Genomic DNA, 20,879 nt, shown 5'->3' with positions numbered 1-20,879 from the left:
GCGCTCGCGCTGCCGAGATGAATCCCCCAAACACCCCCTTGGTCAGTCAGAACCTCATGGTCGGCTGTCCGTCGCATGGCAGGTTGAGGACAGCCGCCTTGCGTGTCTCGCGCAAGGCGTATCGGCTGCCTTCTCCCGCCTGACCCTGTGTTGCGTGGCTCTGGCTGGCTGCTGAAGGTGAGTACCGATGGCCCGTTCGGCCGGTTGGCCGGCTACCTGAATTGGGATGGCCTAAGACAAGGATAGTTGGTAATCGGCAAGGTCAAGGCGCAATTGCCGTGCGAAGCGCCATGGCGGCGCTGTGCAGGCAGCCAAGCCCAGCATTGGCGGGGGCTGAACGAGGAAAATATTTATGCCGGTCCATCTTCCGGGCACTGTGGCCGCGCGGAAGATGGCCCGAGGCCATGTCACTCGGCCTGGCTGGCTTCGGTGTCCTGGGGATAGGTGCTGCGCCACAGCTCGAAGCCGCCGTCGAGGCTGTAGACCTCCGAGAACCCCTGGCCGACCAGATAGGCCGCGGCGCTCTGGCTGGAATTGCCGTGATAGCAGGTGACGACCAGCGGGGCGTCGAGATCGGCCTTGGCGATGAAGTCGGCCAGCGAATGGTTGTCCAGATGCACAGAGTCGCTGATGTGGCCGGCCGCGAAGCTTTGCGGGTCACGGATGTCGACCACCACGGCGCCCTTCTCGCGCAGTGCCTGGGCTTGCTCGGGGGCGATGCGTTTGAACTCGCTCATGCTGTTTCCTCGCTACAGTCGCAGCGATGGTACTCGCCGCTATCGATATTCATCAGGGTCATGCTGCCGCCCCACACGCAGCCCGAGTCCAGGGCGAACACACCAGGTTCGTCGCAGTGGCCTTCAAGGGCCGCCCAGTGGCCGAAGATGATCTTCTGGTCGCGGGTCTTGCGGTGCTTGTGGCTGAACCAGGGCAGATAGCCGGCTGGCGCGGTGTCCAGGCCTTCCTTGCTCTTCAGGTCCAGGGTGCCGTCGGCCTTGCAGAAGCGCATGCGGGTGAAATAGTTGGTGATCACCCGCAGCCGGGCGATGCCGTGCAGTTCCTTGTCCCAGCGCGCCGGCTCGTTGCCGTACATGCCGTCGAGGAACATCGGGTACAGGGCATCGTCGCGCAGTGCGTTCTCGACTTCGGCAGCGCGGCGCAGCGCCTTGCCGATGTGCCACTGCGGCGGTATGCCGGCGTGCACCAGGGCGGTGTCGCGTTGTTCGTCGTAATGCAGCAGCTTCTGCTGGCGCAGCCAGTCCAGCAGCTCGTCGCGATCCGGCGCCTCGAGGATCTCGCGCAGGGTGTCGCCTCGCTTGAGGCGCTCGATATTGCGCGAGGCGGCGAGCAGGTGCAGGTCATGGTTGCCCAGCACGCAGACCAGCGCGTCGCGCATGCCATACAGAAAACGCAGGGTCTCCAGGGAGGCAGGGCCGCGGTTGACCAGGTCACCGACCAGCCACAGTCGGTCGCGGGCCGGATCGAAGGCCACGCGTTCGAGCAGGCACTGCAGCGGCTTCAGGCAACCCTGCAGGTCGCCGACGGCATAGGTCGCCATTAGGGTCTACCCCCGTTTCGTCGTGAGCCGCGTTGCTGCGAAAAATTGCACCAGATAAGGCGCGAGGCGCCGGTAATAGTCGCTCCCTTGCCAAGCCTCGCAACGCAGCATGGTGCAATTTTTCGCGCAACCCGAAGGGCCGGGCCACTTTTTGCGCGATGCTGCGTTATTCGTCGTTCATTTGGAATAACCAAACTTCTCTCCTCATGCCTTGCCTCGCGCAAAAAGTGGCTCCGGCGCGGCCACGAACGAAACGGGGATAGACCCTTAGTGCAGGGCGCCCGGAACGGCGAGACGGAAGGGCGCGATCGGTGCATCGAAACGCTGGCCGTCGTCAGCCAGCATCTGATAGCTGCCCTGCATGGTGCCGACCTGGGTGGCCAGCAGCGTGCCGCTGCTGTAGCGATGGCTCTCGCCCGGAGCGATCAGCGGCTGTTCGCCGATCACGCCTGCGCCGCGCACTTCCTGAACCTGACCGTTGCCGTCGGTGATCACCCAATGGCGCGCGAGCAGTTGCGCCGGCAGCTCGCCGGCGTTGTGGATGGTCACGTCGTAGGCGAAAGCGAAGCGGTTCTGCTCGGGCTGCGACTGCGCTGGCAGGTAGCGGGGGACGATGTTGACGTCGATCTGGTAGCGAGGGTCGGACATGGGCACTCGATCAATCAGGTGGGCGAAGGCGCGGGTTGTAGGGCCAGCTGGTCGGCCAGGCGCACGAAGGCGGCCAGATCCAACTGCTCGGGGCGCAGGCTGCCATCGACGCCGGCCGCCTCGATCTCACTGGCCGGCAGCAACGCCTTGAGAGTGTTGCGCAGGGTCTTGCGGCGCTGGTTGAAGGCCTCGCGAACCACGCGTTCGAGCAGGCGATGATCCTTGGCCGGATGCGGCAGGACCTTGTGCGGTACCAGGCGCACGATGGCCGAGTCGACCTTGGGCGGCGGATTGAAAGCCCCTGGGCCGACGTTGAACAGGTGCTCCACCTGGCAGTGGTATTGCACCATGATCGACAGCCGCCCCCAGTCGCCGCCGCCGGGGCCTGCTGCCAGGCGCTCGACCACTTCCTTCTGCAGCATGAAGTGCATGTCGCGGATCAGTTGAGCGTTGTTCAGCAGGTGGAAAATCAGCGGTGTGGAGATGTTGTACGGCAGGTTGCCGACCACCCGCAGGCTGTTGGGCGCTGCCTGCAGGCTCGAGAAGTCGAATTTCAGGGCATCGCCCTGGTTCAGGCGAAAGCGCGGCTGGTCAGCGAACTTGGCCTGCAGGATCGGAATCAGGTCCAGATCCAGCTCGATCACGTCCAGTTGTGCGCCACTGTTGAGCAGACCTTCGGTCAGCGCGCCCTGGCCCGGGCCGATCTCCAGCAGGTGTTCGCCTTCGCGGGCATGGATGGCGCGCAGGATACGGTGAATCACCCCGGCGTCATGAAGGAAGTTCTGGCCGAAGCGCTTGCGCGCGCGGTGTTGGTAAGGCTCGGACATCTGAAAAGCAGCTCCAGGCTTCAAGCTGCAAGCATCAAGCAAGCGCGTAAAGCGGTCAGGCGAAAACGCGCAGTTTAGCAGGGAACGCCTGTCGAGCGGCGGCGCCCGCCACTCCAGGCAGGTCGCTCATGGGAGCAGACGGCTGCGCGCCATTTCGTACGCGGTTTCCAGGGCGACCTGCAGGCTGCCGCAGTCGATGCGGCCGGTGCCGGCAAGATCCAGGGCGGTGCCGTGGTCGACCGACGTGCGGATGATCGGCAGGCCCAGGGTCACGTTGACGGCTGCGCCGAAGCCCTTGTACTTGAGCACCGGCAGGCCCTGGTCGTGATACATGGCGAGCACCGCGTCGCAATGTTCCAGGTGTATGGGTGTGAACAGCGTATCGGCCGGCAGCGGGCCGAGCAGATCCATACCTTCGGCACGCAACTGCTCGAGCGCGGGCTCGATGATCTCGATCTCTTCGCGCCCCAGGTGGCCGCCTTCGCCGGCATGGGGATTGAGGCCGCAGACCAGGATGCGTGGCCTGGCGATGGCGAACTTGTCGCGCAGATCGGCATGCAGGATACGGGTCACGCGCTGCAGGCGTTCAGCGGTGATGGCGTTGGCCACATCCTTGAGCGGCAGGTGGGTGGTGACCAGCGCGACCCGCAGCCCGCGCGTCGCCAGCATCATCACCACTTGGGGCGTTCCGGTCAGGTCGGCGAGAAATTCGGTATGGCCAGAGAAGGCCATGCCAGCCTCGTTGATGATGCCCTTGTGTACGGGAGCGGTGATCAAGCCATCGAAGCTATCGTCCAGGCAGCCCTCGGCCGCTCGGGTCAGGGTCTGCAGGACGTAGGCAGCGTTGCCCTTGCTCAATTGGCCGGTAATCACCGGCTCGCCCAGCGGCGTATCCCAAACGTAAAGGCTGCCGGCCGGGGCGGGCTGGGTTGGCCAATCGTCAGGAGCGGCATCGAGCAGATCGATCTCCAGCCCCAGCTCTGCGGCGCGCGCCTGCATCAGTGCGCGGCTGGCGACGCAAATCAGTGCATGGGCTTGCCGCTGGCGGGCGAGCAATAGACACAGGTCCGGGCCGATGCCGGCCGGTTCTCCAGGGGTGAGGGCGAAGCGCAAGCTGTCTGGCATGATTCGGTCTCTAGGCGGGCGGCTATGAGTCTAGTCCAGGCATGAATGAAAAAGCCCGGCGCTGGGCCGGGCTCTCGTGGCGTTCAGGCTGGGTTACAACTTGATTTCCACATAGGCTTCGTCGCGGATCTGACGTAGCCAGGTTTGCAGCTCTTCTTCGTACTTGCGATTGCGCAGCAGGTTGAGCGCCTGTTGCTCGCGCATCTGCTCGCTGCTGTCGGTGGCGCGGCGGCCCATGACCTGCAGTACGTGCCAGCCGAACTGGCTCTTGAACGGCTTGGAAACCTCACCGCTGGCGGTGTTGTTCATCACCTCGCGGAACTCCGGTACCAGAGCATTCGGGTCGATCCAGCTCAGGCTGCCGCCGTTGAGGGCCGAGCCCGGGTCTTCGGAGAAGTTCTTCGCCAGCTCGGCGAAGTCTTCCCCGGATTCGATGCGCTGATACAGGCGCTCGGCGAGTACCTTGGCCTCGGCGTCGGTGCGGATTTCGCTCGGCTTGATGAGGATGTGGCGTACGTTCACTTCATCACGCACGGCCGCGGCTTCACCACCACGCTTCTCCAGCACCTTGAGCAGGATGAAGCCGCCTGGGGTGCGGATCGGCTCGGTAACGTCGCCAACGGTCATGGCGCTGATCATGGCGTCGAACGGCGGTGGCAGCTGCGCCGCCTTGCGCCAGCCCATGTCACCACCGTCCAGGGCGGTTTCGCTGGCCGAGTTGGCAATCGCCAGTTGACCGAAATCGGCGCCCTGACGTGCTTGCTGATAGAGGTCCTGAGCACGGCGCTCGGCGGCTTGCAGGGCGTCGGAGGACGCGTCTTCCTGGACCGGAATGACGATGTTGGCCAGGTGGAACTCTTCGGACAGCTGCATCTTGCCCAGGTCGGAAGCGAGGAAGTTCTTCACTTCCTGCTCGGTGACCTGGATACGCTCGGCCACACGGCGCTGGCGCACGCGGCTGATGACCATCTCGCGCGACACCTGATCGCGGGCGTCGTTGAACGACAGGCCGTCTCTGGCCAGGGCGTCGCGGAACTGCTCGATGCTCATGCCGTTGCGCTGGGCAATGGTGGCCATGGCCTGGTTGAGTTCTTCGTCGCCGATGCGAATGCCGGAACGTTCGCCCATTTGCAACTGGATGTTCTCGAGGATCAGGCGGTCCAGCACCTGCTGGGTCAACACATTGGCCGGCGGCACCTCGGCGCCGCGCTTGCCGATGGTCTGTTGCACCTCGCGTACCCGGGCGTCGAGTTGGGTCTGCATGATCACGTCGTTATCGACGATCGCCACCACGCGGTTGAGAGGCTGTACGTCGGCGTGCGCCGCCGTACCCAGAAACAGTGCGCCCCACAGCAGCGGGCGCACGCACTCAGCGAGCTTGCTCTTCACGTTCACGATAACCTTGAATGCCTTGGTCGAGGAATGTCTCAACGTTGCTGCCCGTCACGCCACCCAGGCCTTTGAGGACGATCTGCAGGAAGATACCGTTGTCGGCCTTGTCGTTACGCGAGGGGTTGAGGCTGACCTCGTCGTAATCGATCCAGTAGCGGTTGATCACGCGCAGCTTCCAGCAGCAGCTGTCGTATTCGAAGCCGCCAAAGGCTTCCAGGGTGCGGTTGCGCCCGTAATCGTACTGCCAGCGAGAAATGACGCTCCACTGCGGGCCGAGAGGCCAGATGACCGAGAAGTCATGCTGGCTGATCTTGTAGTAGTCCTTGATGAAGTTCGGGTTTGCTGAACCATCAGGCAGCGTCTCCGTACCATAGTCGGCCCCAAAGCCCCAGCGTCCGGTGCTCTGGTCGTAGTTGAGCGTATCGTTGCGATAGCGGTACCCGACATTGACGACCTTGCGCGGGTTATCCGCCGGCTGGTAGTGGAACATGGCGCTGCCGGAACGGGTGCGGTGGCTGTCCGGGTCCCAGTTGAAGTCCGAGGTGAAGCGCCAGTCCTGGTTGTAGCGGTACATGTATTCCAGGGCGTAAGGCGATACCGACGACTGCGCCTCATCGCGGGTGCGATAGTCGATGCCGGGCATCTGCACCTTGCGGTCTTCGAAATAGAAGGCCTGGCCGATGCTGAAGCGCTGGCGCTCAAAGCCGTTGGCCTCGATCCAGCGGCTGGTCACGCCGAGGGAAATCTTGTTCTCGTCGCCGATACGGTCCTTGCCGCTAAAGCGATTCTCACGCCACAGCGAGGCGTAGTTGAAGGTGTTCTCGCCCGTGTCGAATACCGGGATATCGGTCTGGTCTTCTTCCGGCACGTAGAGGTAGAACAGGCGCGGCTCGAGGGTCTGCCGTGCTTCGCGGCCGAACAGCGAGGTCTGACGGTCGAAATACAGGCCGCTGTCGACGCTGAACATGCCGACGCCGCGGCTCTGCGTGCTGCTGTACTGCTCGTCGGCAAGCAAGGTGTCCTTGCCGCGCTGGTCGATATCCAGGTCGTAATTGGTTTGCAGGTACTTGACCTGCGGCTTCACGTAGCCCCAGCTCCAGTCCAGCGGCAGGCTGACGCCCGGCTCGACATGCAGACGGGTGCCATTGGAGCGGGCCAGGCCCTGAATGTTGTAGTCGTTCCAGCGACCTTCGGGGTTGCCATTCTTGTCGACATAGAAACCATCGCGCAGATCACGATCAAAACGCACCAGCTCGGTCCCGTAGGTGAAGTTCAGGCCGCCCGGCTCGAACGGCAGCTGGCCATCCAGGGTGATCTGCGGCAAGCGATCATAGGGCGTGACGTCGGTGATGGTCGCCAGCTCGTACGCATGGGCGTTCAGCCGAGCGGTGTAGCTGTCACCGCGCCAGGTCAGCGTGCCGCGCTGATTGACGTAAGTAGAGGTCTCGATGCCCAGATCGGTCTTCAGATCCTGGAAGTAGTAGGGGTCGCTGATATCGGTGTAGTCGACCTCGGCCAGCAGGCGGTCGTTGAGACCCTGCTTATGCTGCCAGCTGTACATCCAGCGCTGGTCCTTGTAACCCGACTGCAGCTTGCGCTCGTCTTCCTGGTCATCCAGGTAGGCAGCGCCGACCTGGCCTTCGCTGTTGCGGGTCAGGTAGCGGTACTCGCCTTCGAGCAGCAGGCCACGCTTGGCCATGTAGGTCGGGTACAGCGTGGCGTCGAAGTTTGGCGCCAAGTTGAAGTAGTACGGGGTCTGCAGGGTCAGGCCGTTGCTGCCCGAGCGGCTGAAGCTCGGCGGCAGGAAGCCGGACTGGCGACGGTCGTCGATCGGGAAATAGATGTACGGCGTATAGAACACCGGGAAATCCTTGACCCGTAGCGTGACGTTGGTCGCGGTGCCGAAGCCGGTGGCCGGGTTCAAGGTGATGTTGTTACCGGTCAGGTGCCAGGCGTTGCTGCCCGGTTCGCAACTGGTATAGGTGCCATCCTTGAGGCGGATGATCGCGGTTTCCTCACGCTTGGCGTAAGCCGCGCTGCCGCGCACGTGGGCGGCGTGCATCACGTACTCGGCGTTGTCGATGCGTGCTTCGCCGTTGTCGAGCTGCAGCTCGCCACGGTCACCGACCACCAGGGCACCCTTGTCGCGCAGGCGGACGTTACCGACCAGCTCGCCGCGGTTCTCGGCCTGGTGCAGATTGGCTTCGTCGGCTTCGACCTGCATGCCGGCCTGGCGTACGACCACGTCACCGGCGAGGGTCGCGACCTGCTGCTCCTGCTGATAGCGCGACGCCTTGGCCGAGACGAACATCGGCGCTTCGCTCATCGGCGTGGTGTCGTTCATGCCCGGGCGAGTAGGCTCGATGTAGGCACCAGAGCAGGCCGGGCCGATCTCGGCCAACTGTGCGCTGGTCAGCTTTTCACGCGGTACCCAGTCCAGGTGACTGTAGTCGGCACTGCGCGATGCCAGGGCACGGCCGCCGGCTTCGGTCACTTGCGTCGGCGCGGCATTGGTATCAGGCTTGGCAGCCGCCGCAGTCGTGGGGGTACCTGCGCTGACCGAGTTGGCGCTGTGGGCCGGCCGGCTCGGCAGAGCGGCGTTGCTGGTTTTCGGTGCACAAGCCCAACCGCCGGTCGGCGATGCCTGGCAGTCGAACTGTTCGGCAGCGGTAGCGAATGGGCTGGCGAAGGGCTGCAGGGCCAACAGGCCACCCGTTACCAGAAGCGGGAATTTCTTGCGAAAAGCGGGGTATTTTACTGCCATCTTGTTTTCCGGGCTTCCTGTGCGCTTTTGGCCCAGGGGCCGCACGCCTCTCGATGGGCTGAAAAAGATGCTGGATAATAAAGCATGACCCGCGCAACGGCTAGCGCCGTCGGAGACCCTTGCAATGCCTGAACACGATGTACGTTTACAACGCCTGAAGCAATGGCTTGAGCCGCAGCTGCAGGCCCTGTTCGCCACCAACGGCTGGGGCGAGGTGCCTAATGCCGTGTTGCAGCCGGCCAGCAGCGATGCCAGTTTTCGCCGATATTTCCGCTGGGAGGCGGCTGGGCGCAGCCTGATCGTGATGGACGCACCGCCGCCGCAGGAGAATTGCCGGCCGTTCGTCGAGATTGCCAAGCTACTGGCCCGCGCAGACCTGAACGTGCCGCAGATCCATGGCGCCGATCTCGAGCAAGGCTTTCTGCTACTCAGCGATCTGGGCCGCCAGACCTACCTGGAGGTGATCGACAGCGACAATGCCGATCAACTGTTCGAGCCCGCCATCGACGCCTTGTTGGCCTATCAGCAATTGCCGATGGATGCCGGCCTACCGCACTATGACGACGCCTTGCTGCGCCGCGAGCTGCAATTGTTTCCGGATTGGTACGTCGCTCGCGAGCTCGGCCATACCCTGGATGCCAATCAGCAGGCCGCCTGGCAGCGCATCTGTACGTTGCTGATCGACAGCGCCCTGGCGCAGCCCAAGGTGCTGGTGCACCGCGATTACATGCCGCGCAACCTGATGATCAGCGAGCCCAATCCCGGCGTGCTGGATTTCCAGGATGCCGTCTACGGCCCGGTCACCTATGACATCACCAGTCTGTTCAAGGATGCGTTTCTTAGCTGGCCACCGGCACGGGTGGAAGGGTGGCTCGACAGCTATTGGCACAAGGCCCGTGCAGCCGGCATTCCCGTGCAGGATGAACTGGCGCAGTTTCTGCGTGCCAGTGACCTGATGGGCGTGCAGCGCCACCTCAAGGTGATCGGCATCTTCGCGCGCATTTGCCATCGCGACGGCAAGCCACGATACCTGGCCGACGTACCGCGTTTTTTCGCCTACATAGATGACGTGCTTGAGCGGCGCCCGGAGCTGGCCGAGCTCGGTGAGCTGATCGCGCAGCTCAAGGGCGCCGCGGAGGCCGCTCGATGAAGGCGATGATTCTGGCCGCCGGCAGGGGCGAGCGCCTGCGACCGCTGACCCTGCACACGCCCAAACCCCTGGTGCGCGCCGCCGGGGTGCCGCTGATCGAGTATCACGTGCGTGCCCTGGCGCGTGCAGGATTCAGCGAGCTGGTGGTCAATCACGCCTGGCTCGGCCAGCAGATCGAGGACTACCTGGGCGACGGCGAGCGCTATGGCGTGCGCATTCGCTACTCGGCCGAAGGCGAGCCGCTGGAAACCGGTGGCGGTATTTTCAAGGCATTGTCGCTGCTCGGTGACGAGCCGTTCGTGGTGGTCAACGGCGATATATTCACCGATTTCGATTTTTCGACCCTGCGCAGGCCGTTCAGCGAAAAAGCGCACCTGGTGCTGGTGGACAACCCGGCCCATCACCTGGCAGGCGACTTCCGCCTCGCGGAGGAGCTGGTGGCGGATGCCGAAGCCGGTGACGCCAGCCTGACCTACAGCGGTATTGCCGTGCTCAGCCCTGAACTGTTCTCAGGTTGTCAGCCAGGCGCATTCAAGCTCGCGCCGCTGCTCAGGGACGCGATGACCAGCCAGCAGGTGACGGGTGAGCACTTCACCGGGCGCTGGGTGGATGTCGGTACCCACGAGCGCCTGGCCGAGGTGGAATCGCTGCTGCAGGGCGAGCGCTGATATGTACTGGCCGCTGACTGTGGTGGGCGCGTTGGCCGGCTTCGCCCTGGCGAGCATTCCCGGTCTGTTGCTCGGCGGCCTGCTCGGTCAGGTGCTGGATCGGCGTCTCGGCTTGCGTGGCTGGAAGACCCTGGGCGAGCGGCTGGTCGGCAAACCCTCGGTACGTGATGACGCCCTGTTGTTCGTCATGCTCGGGCGCCTGGCCAAGAGCGATGGCGTGGTGCAGCAGGCGCACATTCGTCAGGCCCGCGCCGAAATGCAGCGCCTGGCCCTGGGCGAGGTTGGAAGGGCGACGGCCATCGAGGCGTTCTCGCGGGGCAAGACCGGCCAGGACAACCTGCGTGGCCCGCTGCAGCGGCGCCGTGACCAGGCGCAGGAGCTGCTGCGCGCGTGTTGGCGCATGGCCTGGGCCGACGGCAAGGTGGGCCAGGCCGAGCGCGAGCTGATCCTGTTGTGGGGCAAGTGGCTGGGTATTGCCGTCGAGGCCCAGGAGGCGCTTAGCGAGGCCTACTCACCACGCCGCGGCCCGCCGACTGCCGCCGCCGATAGTTATCAGCAGGCCTTGCGCCTGCTTGGCGTGACCGCCGACAGCGACGTTCAGCAGATCAAGAAGGCCTATCGGCGCCTGCTCAGCCGCCATCACCCCGACAAGATGGCCGGTAGTGGCGCGGCGCCCGAGAAAGTGCGTGAGGCCACCGAGGCAACCCGCGAGCTGCACAATGCCTATGCGCTGATTCGCCAGCGTCGCGGCTTCCGCTGAGCAGGCCGCTACTTACTTGGCGCCGCCGGCGTGCTTGTCCAGCCAGCCGCGCAGGCGTCGGAACAGCTGTTCCTGGGCGACATCGGGATTACCCGGCAAGGCATCCAGGCTGATCTGCACCAGTGCGGGCTGTTTCTGGCGCTGACTCAGCTGCTTGCGTGCCAGTGCCGCCTGCCGCGCGCTGGCGCTGTCGCGGTAATAGAAGTCGCCGACCTTGGCGGTGAGCTGCGCCAGCAGGTCGTTGAACGGCGCGTCGAAGCCTTCCGGCTGGCGGGTGTCCACCAGCACCAGGTGGGTCACGTTGGCGGGCTTGCGCTCGGCGATGTAGCGCGCCGCCCAGTAGGCACCACTGCCATGGCCAAGCAGCACCACGACCTTGGCCTGCTGCTGCCCGGCAAAGGCGATGCCGGCATCGATACGGGCGAAAACCCGTTCGACATGGGCAGCGCGGGCCGCTTCGGCGTCAGGCGATGGCGCGTCGTTCGCGGGCACGGGCACGGGCGCGGCGGGCTCGGGCGCTTTCTCGACCGCGGGCTGTGCAGCTTTGCCGTCGCCATTCGCGGCCGGCTCGGCAAGGCGCACGGGCAAGTTGGCGCCCTGCGGGTCCGGCAGGGTCAGGCTGAGGCTGTGCCAGCCGGCGTCGGGCAGCTTGCGGCGCAGCGGGCCGACGGTCGGCGGAGCGTCGGCACTTTCATCGTCGCCTGGCACCAGGATCACCGCGCCCATGGGCGCCGGGTCGTTGGCCGGTCGCCAGAGGGCCAGAAAGGTCGTGCCGGCGGCGTCGAGCTGCTGCTGTTCGCTGGCCGCCAGCTGGCGTTCCAGGGCCGAGGCCTCCAGATCGCTACGCTCGATCAGCGGTGCCCGTTGCTCGGATTTGTTCTCGCCCTTGTCGGCGGCTTCGGCGGGCGGGCTCTGTTCGGCATGCACGGCCGGGGCGCCGGCCAGCAGGCTCAGGCACAGGGCATAGCGGGGCAGATGGCGAAGACGGGTCATGGCAAGGCCTGCAAGGGGAATGAGGCCAGCCTAATCACTTGTCGTGGATTTGTCAGATTCTGATGGTGCTTAATGGCAGCGTCTGCCCCGGTTCTCTAACCCGGCGGCCTCTCGAACGTTCCGGTGTCTGTGCATGATCCACCGTTGGCTGTTTCTTCTGATAGTGAGCTTGCCCACGGCGCTGTGGGCCGATCAGCCGCCAGCGGCGCCGGCGGCGATCTTCGATACGGCGCAGCAACGCTGGCTTGCCGACCACCCCGTATTGCGCGCCGGCGTGGTGCTGCAGCCCCCCTTCGCCCAGCTCGACCGCCGCCTGCATCGCCTGACCGGCGCCAACGTGGAGATGGTCAATACCCTGGCCACGCTGATGGGCGTACAGGTGCGCTGGCGCACCTTCCAGACGCCCGAGGAGTTGGAGCAGGCGCTGCGTAACGACCAGCTCGACCTGGCCGCGGGGCTCAGCCAGACGCCGGCCGGGCTCAGGCGCTGGGTGTTTTCCGATCCCTTCCTGCGCGTTTCCCATCTGCTGATCGGCGAACGCGACAGCGGCGGCGCGGTCGACCTCGAGCAGCTCGACGCACGCTCGCCGGTCGCCCTGAAGGTTTCCGATGCGGTGCTCGACTACCTGCACAGCAGCTACCCGAAGCTCAAGCTGGACGTCACCAGCTCATCACGCCAGGCGCTGCAGCGAGTGCTCAACGAGCAGGCCAGCTATGCGGTGCTCGACGAGGCGCAACTGGGACGCCTGGCCAGGGAGCCGGAGTTCCTGGGCTTGGCCATCGTCGGCGACATCGGTTTTCCGCAACTGCTGCGGATAGCCACCCGGCGTGATCTGCCCGAACTGTCGGCGATCGTCGACGTGGCCCTGCGCAGTGTCTCGGCGCGCGAGCTCGATGGTCTGCACAATCGCTGGTTGCCGCCCAGCTACCTGCAGCAGGAAAGCTCGTCGAGCTTCTGGCGTGGCATCAGCCTGCTGCTCGGTCTGCTGCTGGTGTTCGCATTGCTGCTGGCGCTGTGGCTGCGGCGCCAGCGCGACACCCTGGAGTTTCGCCTGCTCGCCGCGCGCCATGAGGTCGAGCTGCGCGAGATCGCCCGCGATGCCCTGCGCCTGTCGCAGTTCTCCATCGACAACAGCACGGTGGGCATCCTCTGGGTCAATTGGGACAGCCATGTGCGCTACGCCAACCATGCCGCCGAAACCATGCTCGGTTGTCGCAGTGGCGGCCTGGTGGATCGGCCGCTCAGCGATTTCGAACCGGGAATGAGCATGGACCGCTGGCTCAACCTGTGGCGCCTGGCACGCAAGGGCGACGAGCGACCGCCGAGCTTCGAGACCGAATGCCTGCGTGCCGACGGCAGCCGCCTGCCGGTGGACGTGTCGTTGAGCTTCCTGCAGTACCGCGATACCGAGTACCTGGTGGTGTTCATCACCGATGTCACCGAGCGTCGCCGCGCCCTGGCCGCCCTGCAGGAGAGCGAGGCGCGCCTGCAGGGTATCGCCTCCAACGTGCCCGGCGTGGTGTTTCGCCTGGAGCGCGCGCGACCGGGCGATCCGGCGCTGTTCGCCTTTATCGGCGAGGGCAGCGAGAGCCTGGTCGGCTATCGGGCGTCCACCTTGCTGGCTCCCGATCACGGCCTGCGCAGCCTGGTGCACCCGGATGACAAGGTCGGCTACCACCGCACCCAGGACCAGGCCTTCGACAGCGATAGCGACTGGCACTGGCAGGGGCGCATGCTCACCCACACCGGTGAGTCGCGTTGGGTCGACATCAAGGCCATGGCCCGGCGCCTGGCCGATGGCCGGGTGATCTGGGACGGCGTGGTCTGGGACATCAGCGACAACAAGCGCAACGAGCTGGCGCTGGCCGACTCCCAGGCACGCCTGCGCGACCTGTCCGCGCACCTGGAAAGCGTGCGCGAGGAGGAAAAGGCGCGAATCGCCCGCGAGGTACATGACGAACTCGGCCAGGTGCTCACCGTACTCAAGCTGGAAACCTCGATGTGCGAGCTGGGGTTCGCCGACCTCGACCCCGGCCTGCGCGAGCGCCTGGACAACATGAAAAAGCTGATCGCCAACCTGTTCCAGCTGGTACGCGACGTGGCCACCGCCTTGCGCCCGCCGATTCTCGACGCCGGCATCGCCTCGGCCATCGAATGGCAGGCGCGGCGTTTCGAAGCGCGCACGCAGATCCCGTGCCTGGTCGAAGTGCCCGAACACGTGCCGCCGCTGAGTGATGCCAAGGCAACCGGGCTGTTCCGCATCCTTCAGGAGTCGCTGACCAACGTCATGCGCCATGCCCAGGCGCACACGGTGACGGTACGTCTGGAACTGCTGGGCGACAGCCTGCGCCTGTCGATCAGCGACGATGGCCGCGGCTTCGATCCGGCCGCCATACGCGCCAACTCCTTCGGCCTGGTGGGCATGCGCGAGCGGGTGCTGATGCTTGGCGGGCAATTGAGCCTCGACAGCCGGCCCGGCGAAGGTACTCTGTTGCGCGTACGGGTGCCGCTGAGCGCGTGTGCAATCGATGAATAGGAGGTTGAGCCCGTGATCCGAGTACTGGTGGCCGAAGACCATACCATCGTCCGCGAGGGCATCAAGCAGCTGATCGGCATGGCCCGCGACCTGCAGGTGGTCGGCGAAGCGAGCAACGGCGAGCAGTTGCTGGAAACCTTGCGGCACACGCCCTGTGAGGTGGTGCTGCTGGATATCTCCATGCCCGGCGTCAACGGTCTGGAGGCGATTCCGCGGATTCGCGCACTGAGCCAGGCACCGGCGATTCTGGTGCTGTCGATGCACGACGAGGCGCAGATGGCCGCCCGCGCCCTGAAGATCGGTGCGGCGGGTTATGCCACCAAGGACAGCGACCCGGCCCTGCTGCTCACCGCGATCCGCAAGGTCGCCGGCGGCGGGCGCTATATCGATCCCGAGCTGGCCGACCGCATGGTCTTCGAGGTCGGTCTGACCGACTCGCGGCCGCCCCACGCGTTGCTGTCGGAGCGGGAGTTCTCGGTGTTCGAGCGCCTGGTGCAGGGCGAGGGCGTCAACGAGATCGCCGCCCACCTGGCGCTCAGCAGCAAGACCATCAGCACCCACAAGGCGCGGCTGATGCAGAAGCTCAATCTGCATTCGGTGGCGGACCTGGTGCGTTACGCGGTCGAGCACAAGCTGGTCTGAGAACCTGTTCAGAGTCGGCTGCGCGTCGGCACTGCCGCGTTAAAAACAGGCTCGGCAAGCCGCTTGCGGCTAACGCGCTTTAGCGCGGCCCGGAGGGCGAGCGAAGCGAGTACTGCTCATTTACAGCTCGTAAAGTCGGGCGCGACTCCGACCGGTCCTCGCCTGTTTTTGCGGGGGCGCCTAGCCCTTGCATTGCTCTAGCTCGCGAGCCTTTGAACAGGCTCTAAACGCGCCACTTATCCATTCACGACAGCCTGCGCTGTGCGGCGCCGCATGGCGCCGTTAGTGTCACGCCAATACTTATCCAATCGCGACATCGTTGTAGGGATCGCCCTACAAGCGCCTTTCCGCCTGCCTTATAGCAAAGTGTCAGTACGCCCGATTTCCAGGCGCCAACGCCGGTTCTAGTCTTGGCTGAAGGTAGAACAACAGGCAGGTGCGGTGATGGGCGACACTTCTTCGAGCGACATCCTGGTCAGCTTTCGTGGCGTGCAAAAGAGCTACGACGGCGAGAACCTGATCGTCAAAGATCTCAATCTGGATATTCGCAAGGGCGAGTTCCTGACCCTGCTCGGGCCGTCCGGCTCCGGCAAGACCACCAGCCTGATGATGCTGGCCGGCTTCGAGACGCCCACCGCCGGTGAGATCACCCTGGCCGGCAAGCGCCTGAACAACGTGCCGCCGCACAAGCGCGACATCGGCATGGTGTTTCAGAACTACGCCCTGTTCCCGCACATGACGGTGGCCGAGAACCTGGCCTTCCCGCTCAGCGTGCGCGGCATGAGCAAGGCCGACGTCGGCGAGAAGGTCAAACGCTCCCTGTCCATGGTGCAGCTGGATGCCTTCGCCGGTCGCTATCCCGCCCAGCTCTCCGGCGGCCAGCAGCAGCGCGTGGCCCTGGCTCGTGCCCTGGTGTTCGAGCCGCAGCTGGTGCTGATGGACGAGCCCCTCGGCGCGCTCGACAAGCAACTGCGCGAACACATGCAGATGGAGATCAAGCACATCCATCAGCGCCTGGGCGTGACCGTGGTGTACGTGACCCACGACCAGAGCGAAGCGCTGACCATGTCCGATCGCGTTGCGGTGTTCCACCAGGGCGAAATCCAGCAGATCGCCCCGCCGCGCGAGCTCTACGAGTCGCCGCGCAACACCTTCGTGGCGCAGTTCATCGGTGAGAACAACCGCTTCGCCGGCGAGCTGGTCGAGCGCACGGGTGACACCTGCACCGTGCAACTGGGCCGGGGCGAGAAGGTCCAGGCGCTGGCGGTCAACGTAGGCCAGCCCGGCGACGCCGTCAGCCTGTCGATCCGCCCCGAACGCATCCGCCTGAACGCCGCGGCCGAGGGCTGCGACAACCGCTTCTCCGGCCGTGTATCGGAATTCATCTACCTGGGCGACCACGTGCGTGTGCGCTTGGAGGTCTGTGGCAAGACCGACTTCTTCGTCAAACAGCCGATTGCCGAGCTCGATCCTGCGCTCGCGGTCGGTGATGTGATTCCGCTCGGCTGGCAGGTCGAGCACGTTCGCGCCCTCGATCCGCTGTCGGCGGAGTGATCGGCGTTTTGCGCTTTACCACAGCACTTGGAGCCAATATAAAAATGTCGAAGCTATTCTCCCTTTCCGCGCTGACACTGGGCCTGGTCTGCGCTGCACAGGTTCACGCTGCAGACCTCACGGTCATCAACTTCGGTGGCGCCAACAAGGACGCCCAGGTCAAGGCCTACTACCAGCCGTGGGAAGCGGCCGGTAACGGCAAGATCATCGCCGGCGAGTACAACGGCGAGATGGCCAAGGTCAAAGCCATGGTCGACACCAACAGCGTGTCCTGGGACCTGGTCGAGGTCGAGTCCCCCGAACTGGCCCGTGGTTGCGACGAAGACCTGTTCGAAGAGATCGACTACGCCGTAGTCGGTGACAAGAAGGCCCTAGTGCCGGGCGCTGCCTCGATGTGCGGCGTCGGCTTCTTCGTCTGGTCGACCGTCATGGCCTACAACGCCGACAAGCTGAGCACCGCGCCGACGGGTTGGGCGGATTTCTGGGACGTGAAGAAATTCCCGGGCAAGCGCGGCCTGCGCAAGGGCGCCAAGTACACCCTCGAATTCGCCCTAATGGCTGACGGCGTTGCGCCGAAAGACGTCTACAAAGTGCTGGCGAGCAAGGACGGCCAGGAGCGCGCGTTCAAGAAACTCGACGAACTCAAGCCGTACATCCAGTGGTGGGAAGCCGGCGCCCAGCCGCCGCAGTACCTCGCCTCGGGTGACGTGGTCATGAGCTCGGCCTACAACGGCCGCATCGCCGCCACCCAGAAAGAGGGCAGCAGCCTGAAAGTGGTATGGGACGGTGGCATCTACGACTTCGACGCCTGGGCCATCCCGAAGGGCGCGAAGAACAAGGACGAGGCCATGAAATTCATCGCCTACACCCTGCAGGCGGAAAACCAGAAGACCTACTCGGAAAACATCGCCTATGGGCCGGTGAACCCGAAGGCGGTTGATCTGCTCGACGCCAAGGTCGCCGCCGACTTGCCGACCGCCCCGCAGAACATCGCCAACCAGGTGGCCATGGACGTGACCTTCTGGGCCGATTTCGGCGAAGTGCTGGAGCAGCGTTTCAACGCCTGGGCCGCCAAGTAACGGCGCGTTGCGGAGCAGGGCGTAAGCGCCTTGCCCCTTCGCTTCACGGAGCGCTGGCGTATCGGCGCTCCGGCTTTACCCCCGAATTCTTATCCGCTTCACCGGAGTTATCCCCATGGCCCTAGCAGTGCCCCATGCCGAGGTCGCCGGCCCTACGCTCAAGCAGCGGCTGGCGCGCGCCGAGCGGATGAATCGCCTGAAATCCCAGGCCTTGATCCTGCCGTTGGTGCTGTTTCTCGTATTCACCTTTCTGGTGCCGATCGTGGCGCTGCTCAACCGCAGCGTGGATAACCCGGACGTGGTCGGCTCGCTGCCGCGCACCGTCGAAGCCATCGACAGCTGGGACGGCCGGGGTCTGCCCGAGGAGTACGCCTACAAGGCGCTGGCGCTGGACCTGGCCGACGCCCGCGAGCAGCAGAAGCTGGGTGACCTGTCCAAGCGCCTGAACATGGAGCTGGCCGGCTACCGCAGCCTGCTGGCCAAGACCGGCCGCTCGCTGCCGTTCGAAGCCGAGCCGGCTTCCTACAAGGACGCGCTGGAATCCTTCGACGAGCGCTGGGGCGACCCCGCCTACTGGCAGGTGATTCGCCGCAACAGCAGTTCCTGGACGTCGTACTACCTGCTCGCTGCGCTGGATCATCGCGTCGACGACTCCGGCGCCGTGGTCAAGACCACCCCCGACCAGGCCATTTATCTGGACATCTTCGCCCGCACCTTCTGGATGGGCGCGGTGATCACCGCCATCTGCCTGGCGCTGGCCTATCCGCTGGCGTATCTCTTGGCCAACCTGCCGACCCGCCAGGGCAACCTGCTGATGATCATGGTGCTGTTGCCGTTCTGGACCTCGATCCTGGTGCGCGTGGCGGCGTGGATCGTGTTGTTGCAGTCCGGCGGGCTGATCAACTCGGCGCTGATCAAGCTGGGGCTGATCGATCAGCCGCTGGAGCTGGTGTTCAACCGCGCCGGGGTGTACATCTCCATGGTGCACATCATGCTGCCGTTCATGATCCTGCCGATCTACAGCGTCATGAAGGGCATCTCGCCAACCTACATGCGCGCCGCGATTTCCCTGGGCTGTCACCCGTTTGCCAGCTTCTGGCGGGTGTATTTTCCGCAGACCCTGGCCGGTGTCGGCGCCGGTTGCTTGCTGGTGTTCATCCTGTCCATCGGCTACTACATCACGCCTGCGCTGCTCGGCAGCCCGAGCGACCAGATGGTCAGCTACTTCGTCGCCTTCTACACCAACACCACCATCAACTGGGGCATGGCCACCGCGCTGGGCGGCTTGCTGCTGGTCGCCACGCTGCTGCTCTACGTGGTGTACAGCTGGTTGGTGGGGGCGGGTCGGTTGCGTCTGGGTTAGCAGTCGATTGAAAAACGTTAGCGAGGCAGCCGCTACGAGGCGAACGAGACGAGAAAGCGGAGTGTACTTTTGTACATGAGCATTTCGAGGAAGGTTCAACGAAGTAGCGGCAACGCAGGTAGTTTTTCAGCGACCTGCTTATGGAATGGAGAATAGAAAATGCTGAGCCCCTACATGTCTCCCGTCGAGCGCGCCTGGTACTACGGTTTGCGCCTGCTCTGCGGCCTGGTGCTGCTGTTCCTGGTGCTGCCGATCCTGGTCATCGTGCCGCTGTCGTTCAACTCCGGCACCTTTCTGATCTACCCGATGCAAGGGTTCTCGATGCGCTGGTACGAGGACTTCTTCGGCTCGGCCGGCTGGATGCGCGCCCTGAAGAACAGCATGATCATCGCCCCGGCGGCGACCGTGCTGGCGATGATTCTCGGCACCCTGGCGGCGATCGGCCTGACCCGCTCGGAGTTTCGCGGCAAGGCGCTGGTGATGAGCCTGCTGATTTCGCCCATGGTGGTGCCGGTGGTGATCGTCGGTGTCGCCAGTTACCTGTTCTTCGCACCGCTGGGCCTGGCCAACGGCTACCTGTCGTTGATCGTGGTCCACGCGGTACTGGGCGTGCCCTTCGTGATCATCACCGTGTCGGCGACTCTGCAGGGTTTCAACTACAACCTGGTACGCGCCGCGGCCAGCCTGGGGGCCTCGCCGATCACCGCGTTCCGCCGGGTGACCCTGCCGCTGATCGCACCGGGCGTGATCTCCGGCGCGCTGTTCGCCTTTGCCACGTCGTTCGATGAAGTGGTGGTCACCCTGTTCCTCGCCGGCCCCGAGCAGGTCACCCTGCCGCGGCAGATGTTCAGCGGCATCCGCGAGAACCTCAGCCCGACCATCGCCGCCGCCGCGACCCTGCTGATCGGCTTCTCGATCCTGCTGCTGCTGACCCTGGAGTGGTTGCGCGGGCGCAGCGAGAAGATGCGCACCCAGGTCAGCGAATAGCGTTTTCGCGGCGTAGCCGTAGCCGCCGCCCTCTGGGTGGCGGCGGTTTTTTGTGTTCTTCGCATAGTTTGGGAAGGTGCGGGCTGACACCGGACTGGCAATAAAGCGTTCGCTGCGATTACTTGGCATTCTCCATTAGCACGCCGCCTGGCCGGATGGGTTTCGCCCCTTACGGGCGAGTCACTTTCTCTTGCTTGCCCAAGAGAAAGTAACCAAAGAGAAGGGCACCCCACCATCCGGGCTAGGCGCCCCCGCCCTGCTGCGCCGGGGTTCCCTCATTCCATCACCACTCCAGGGGCACGCTGCGAAGGGCCATCCCTGGCCCATCGCAGCTCTCGCGACATCCATGTCGCTCAACCCCTTACGTGGCGATTCCATTCGGCCTCCTGAAGGGGACTTGGGTGGCGCCTGTGCGATTGCAGCTCAAAAGCAAAAACAGACACCGACGAGCTTGAGCCTGTAGAAATCTTGCAAGCTCGCGGTCCGGTCCCGTCAGGAGGCCGAGTGTAGGTGTCGAGTAGGGGGACGAGACGCAGGGATGCGGCGAGAGGCTTAATGGGCCAGGGATGGCCCATGTAAGCCGGCCCCCGGAGCGGCGCCGGAGCGAGGGAAGTTTCGCGCAGCGAAACCCGGATGTCGGGGTGCCCTTCTTTGGCACACCTTTCTTGGGCAAGCAAGAAAGGTGTGGCGCCCGTAAGGGGCGCAACCTAAACGCTCAGCAGACACGGTAATGGATCGTGCCAAGCTAGTAAGCGATACGCACACAAACTTGCCAGTCCGGTGTCAAGCGTCTTCTCCACGTGAAAACGCGATGAACCTTCTTTATGCCTGCT

General features: G+C 64.5%; 17 protein-coding genes. 9 read left to right on the top strand and 8 right to left on the bottom strand.

Annotated elements, in window-relative coordinates; genetic code table 11:
• Positions 1-407: 407 nt before the first annotated feature.
• From glpE to BVH03_RS16930, 7 genes are all read right to left on the bottom strand, one after another.
• Positions 408-737, bottom strand: coding sequence for a thiosulfate sulfurtransferase GlpE (gene glpE / locus BVH03_RS16960; protein ID WP_075962254.1), 330 nt, complete (start codon positions 735-737; stop codon positions 408-410).
• Entirely contained in the window at positions 734-1,558 is an 825-nt protein-coding gene (locus BVH03_RS16955) for a symmetrical bis(5'-nucleosyl)-tetraphosphatase (RefSeq protein WP_075962253.1), read from the bottom strand. The genes glpE and BVH03_RS16955 overlap by 4 nt, the downstream gene beginning before the upstream one ends.
• A gap of 267 nt (positions 1,559-1,825) precedes the next feature.
• Positions 1,826-2,206, bottom strand: a complete 381-nt coding sequence (apaG, locus tag BVH03_RS16950; RefSeq protein WP_075962252.1) for a Co2+/Mg2+ efflux protein ApaG — start codon at positions 2,204-2,206, stop codon at positions 1,826-1,828.
• 14 nt (positions 2,207-2,220) lie between these two features.
• The gene (rsmA, locus tag BVH03_RS16945) at positions 2,221-3,033 is read right to left on the bottom strand and encodes a 16S rRNA (adenine(1518)-N(6)/adenine(1519)-N(6))-dimethyltransferase RsmA (protein ID WP_075962251.1); all 813 of its coding nucleotides are present in this window, start codon (positions 3,031-3,033) and stop codon (positions 2,221-2,223) included.
• A 126-nt stretch (positions 3,034-3,159) separates the two neighbouring features.
• Entirely contained in the window at positions 3,160-4,158 is a 999-nt protein-coding gene (gene pdxA / locus BVH03_RS16940) for a 4-hydroxythreonine-4-phosphate dehydrogenase PdxA (protein ID WP_075962250.1), read from the bottom strand.
• 93 nt (positions 4,159-4,251) lie between these two features.
• Complete coding sequence (locus BVH03_RS16935; RefSeq protein ID WP_371915369.1) at positions 4,252-5,547, bottom strand: peptidylprolyl isomerase; 1,296 nt, start codon at positions 5,545-5,547, stop codon at positions 4,252-4,254.
• Complete coding sequence (locus BVH03_RS16930) at positions 5,528-8,314, bottom strand: LPS-assembly protein LptD (RefSeq protein WP_075962248.1); 2,787 nt, start codon at positions 8,312-8,314, stop codon at positions 5,528-5,530. The genes BVH03_RS16935 and BVH03_RS16930 overlap by 20 nt, the downstream gene beginning before the upstream one ends.
• A gap of 124 nt (positions 8,315-8,438) precedes the next feature.
• Here BVH03_RS16930 and BVH03_RS16925 point away from each other — a divergent pair, with 124 nt between their 5' ends.
• From BVH03_RS16925 to BVH03_RS16915, 3 genes are read left to right on the top strand one after another with little or no spacing between them, the layout of a single operon-like run.
• Positions 8,439-9,464: an aminoglycoside phosphotransferase family protein gene (locus BVH03_RS16925; protein ID WP_075962247.1), complete on the top strand. Its 1,026-nt coding sequence runs from the start codon at positions 8,439-8,441 to the stop codon at positions 9,462-9,464.
• On the top strand, positions 9,461-10,132 hold the full coding sequence (murU, locus tag BVH03_RS16920; protein ID WP_075962246.1) for an N-acetylmuramate alpha-1-phosphate uridylyltransferase MurU: 672 nt from the start codon (positions 9,461-9,463) through the stop codon (positions 10,130-10,132). The genes BVH03_RS16925 and murU overlap by 4 nt, the downstream gene beginning before the upstream one ends.
• Before the next feature lies 1 nt (position 10,133).
• Positions 10,134-10,892: a DnaJ domain-containing protein gene (locus BVH03_RS16915; RefSeq protein WP_075962245.1), complete on the top strand. Its 759-nt coding sequence runs from the start codon at positions 10,134-10,136 to the stop codon at positions 10,890-10,892.
• 12 nt (positions 10,893-10,904) lie between these two features.
• On the opposite strand, the gene BVH03_RS16910 is transcribed toward BVH03_RS16915, so the two are convergent.
• A complete protein-coding gene (locus BVH03_RS16910) occupies positions 10,905-11,885 on the bottom strand; it encodes an alpha/beta hydrolase family protein (protein WP_075962244.1) in 981 nt (326 codons plus the stop codon).
• A 133-nt stretch (positions 11,886-12,018) separates the two neighbouring features.
• Here BVH03_RS16910 and BVH03_RS16905 point away from each other — a divergent pair, with 133 nt between their 5' ends.
• From BVH03_RS16905 to BVH03_RS16880, 6 genes are all read left to right on the top strand, one after another.
• On the top strand, positions 12,019-14,421 hold the full coding sequence (locus BVH03_RS16905) for a PAS domain S-box protein (protein ID WP_075962243.1): 2,403 nt from the start codon (positions 12,019-12,021) through the stop codon (positions 14,419-14,421).
• Between the two features lie 12 nt (positions 14,422-14,433).
• Positions 14,434-15,063, top strand: coding sequence for a response regulator transcription factor (locus BVH03_RS16900; RefSeq protein WP_075932224.1), 630 nt, complete (start codon positions 14,434-14,436; stop codon positions 15,061-15,063).
• A gap of 444 nt (positions 15,064-15,507) precedes the next feature.
• Positions 15,508-16,617 (top strand): ABC transporter ATP-binding protein, encoded by a 1,110-nt coding sequence (locus tag BVH03_RS16895; RefSeq protein WP_075932223.1) that lies wholly within the window; start codon positions 15,508-15,510, stop codon positions 16,615-16,617.
• Between the two features lie 44 nt (positions 16,618-16,661).
• Positions 16,662-17,696, top strand: coding sequence for an ABC transporter substrate-binding protein (locus BVH03_RS16890; RefSeq protein WP_075962242.1), 1,035 nt, complete (start codon positions 16,662-16,664; stop codon positions 17,694-17,696).
• A 115-nt stretch (positions 17,697-17,811) separates the two neighbouring features.
• Entirely contained in the window at positions 17,812-19,059 is a 1,248-nt protein-coding gene (locus BVH03_RS16885) for an ABC transporter permease (RefSeq protein ID WP_075962241.1), read from the top strand.
• A 159-nt stretch (positions 19,060-19,218) separates the two neighbouring features.
• Positions 19,219-20,046, top strand: coding sequence for an ABC transporter permease (locus BVH03_RS16880; RefSeq protein WP_075933866.1), 828 nt, complete (start codon positions 19,219-19,221; stop codon positions 20,044-20,046).
• The last annotated feature ends 833 nt before the right edge of the window (positions 20,047-20,879 follow it).

It is taken from the genome of Pseudomonas sp. PA15(2017), from assembly GCF_001945395.1.
In the GTDB taxonomy this organism is placed as follows: Bacteria; Pseudomonadota; Gammaproteobacteria; order Pseudomonadales; family Pseudomonadaceae; genus Aquipseudomonas.
This window is presented reverse-complemented; position numbering and strand designations above follow the sequence as displayed.

Coding starts and splice junctions, on each gene's coding strand:
- pdxA (WP_075962250.1), bottom strand. CDS start 4,158: ATGCCAGACAGCTTGCGCTTCGCCCTCACCCCTGGAGAACCGGCCGGC.
- BVH03_RS16955 (WP_075962253.1), bottom strand. CDS start 1,558: ATGGCGACCTATGCCGTCGGCGACCTGCAGGGTTGCCTGAAGCCGCTG.
- BVH03_RS16890 (WP_075962242.1), top strand. CDS start 16,662: ATGTCGAAGCTATTCTCCCTTTCCGCGCTGACACTGGGCCTGGTCTGC.
- murU (WP_075962246.1), top strand. CDS start 9,461: ATGAAGGCGATGATTCTGGCCGCCGGCAGGGGCGAGCGCCTGCGACCG.
- rsmA (WP_075962251.1), bottom strand. CDS start 3,033: ATGTCCGAGCCTTACCAACACCGCGCGCGCAAGCGCTTCGGCCAGAAC.
- BVH03_RS16915 (WP_075962245.1), top strand. CDS start 10,134: ATGTACTGGCCGCTGACTGTGGTGGGCGCGTTGGCCGGCTTCGCCCTG.
- glpE (WP_075962254.1), bottom strand. CDS start 737: ATGAGCGAGTTCAAACGCATCGCCCCCGAGCAAGCCCAGGCACTGCGC.
- BVH03_RS16910 (WP_075962244.1), bottom strand. CDS start 11,885: ATGACCCGTCTTCGCCATCTGCCCCGCTATGCCCTGTGCCTGAGCCTG.
- BVH03_RS16925 (WP_075962247.1), top strand. CDS start 8,439: ATGCCTGAACACGATGTACGTTTACAACGCCTGAAGCAATGGCTTGAG.
- apaG (WP_075962252.1), bottom strand. CDS start 2,206: ATGTCCGACCCTCGCTACCAGATCGACGTCAACATCGTCCCCCGCTAC.
- BVH03_RS16895 (WP_075932223.1), top strand. CDS start 15,508: ATGGGCGACACTTCTTCGAGCGACATCCTGGTCAGCTTTCGTGGCGTG.
- BVH03_RS16905 (WP_075962243.1), top strand. CDS start 12,019: ATGATCCACCGTTGGCTGTTTCTTCTGATAGTGAGCTTGCCCACGGCG.
- BVH03_RS16880 (WP_075933866.1), top strand. CDS start 19,219: ATGCTGAGCCCCTACATGTCTCCCGTCGAGCGCGCCTGGTACTACGGT.
- BVH03_RS16930 (WP_075962248.1), bottom strand. CDS start 8,314: ATGGCAGTAAAATACCCCGCTTTTCGCAAGAAATTCCCGCTTCTGGTA.
- BVH03_RS16885 (WP_075962241.1), top strand. CDS start 17,812: ATGGCCCTAGCAGTGCCCCATGCCGAGGTCGCCGGCCCTACGCTCAAG.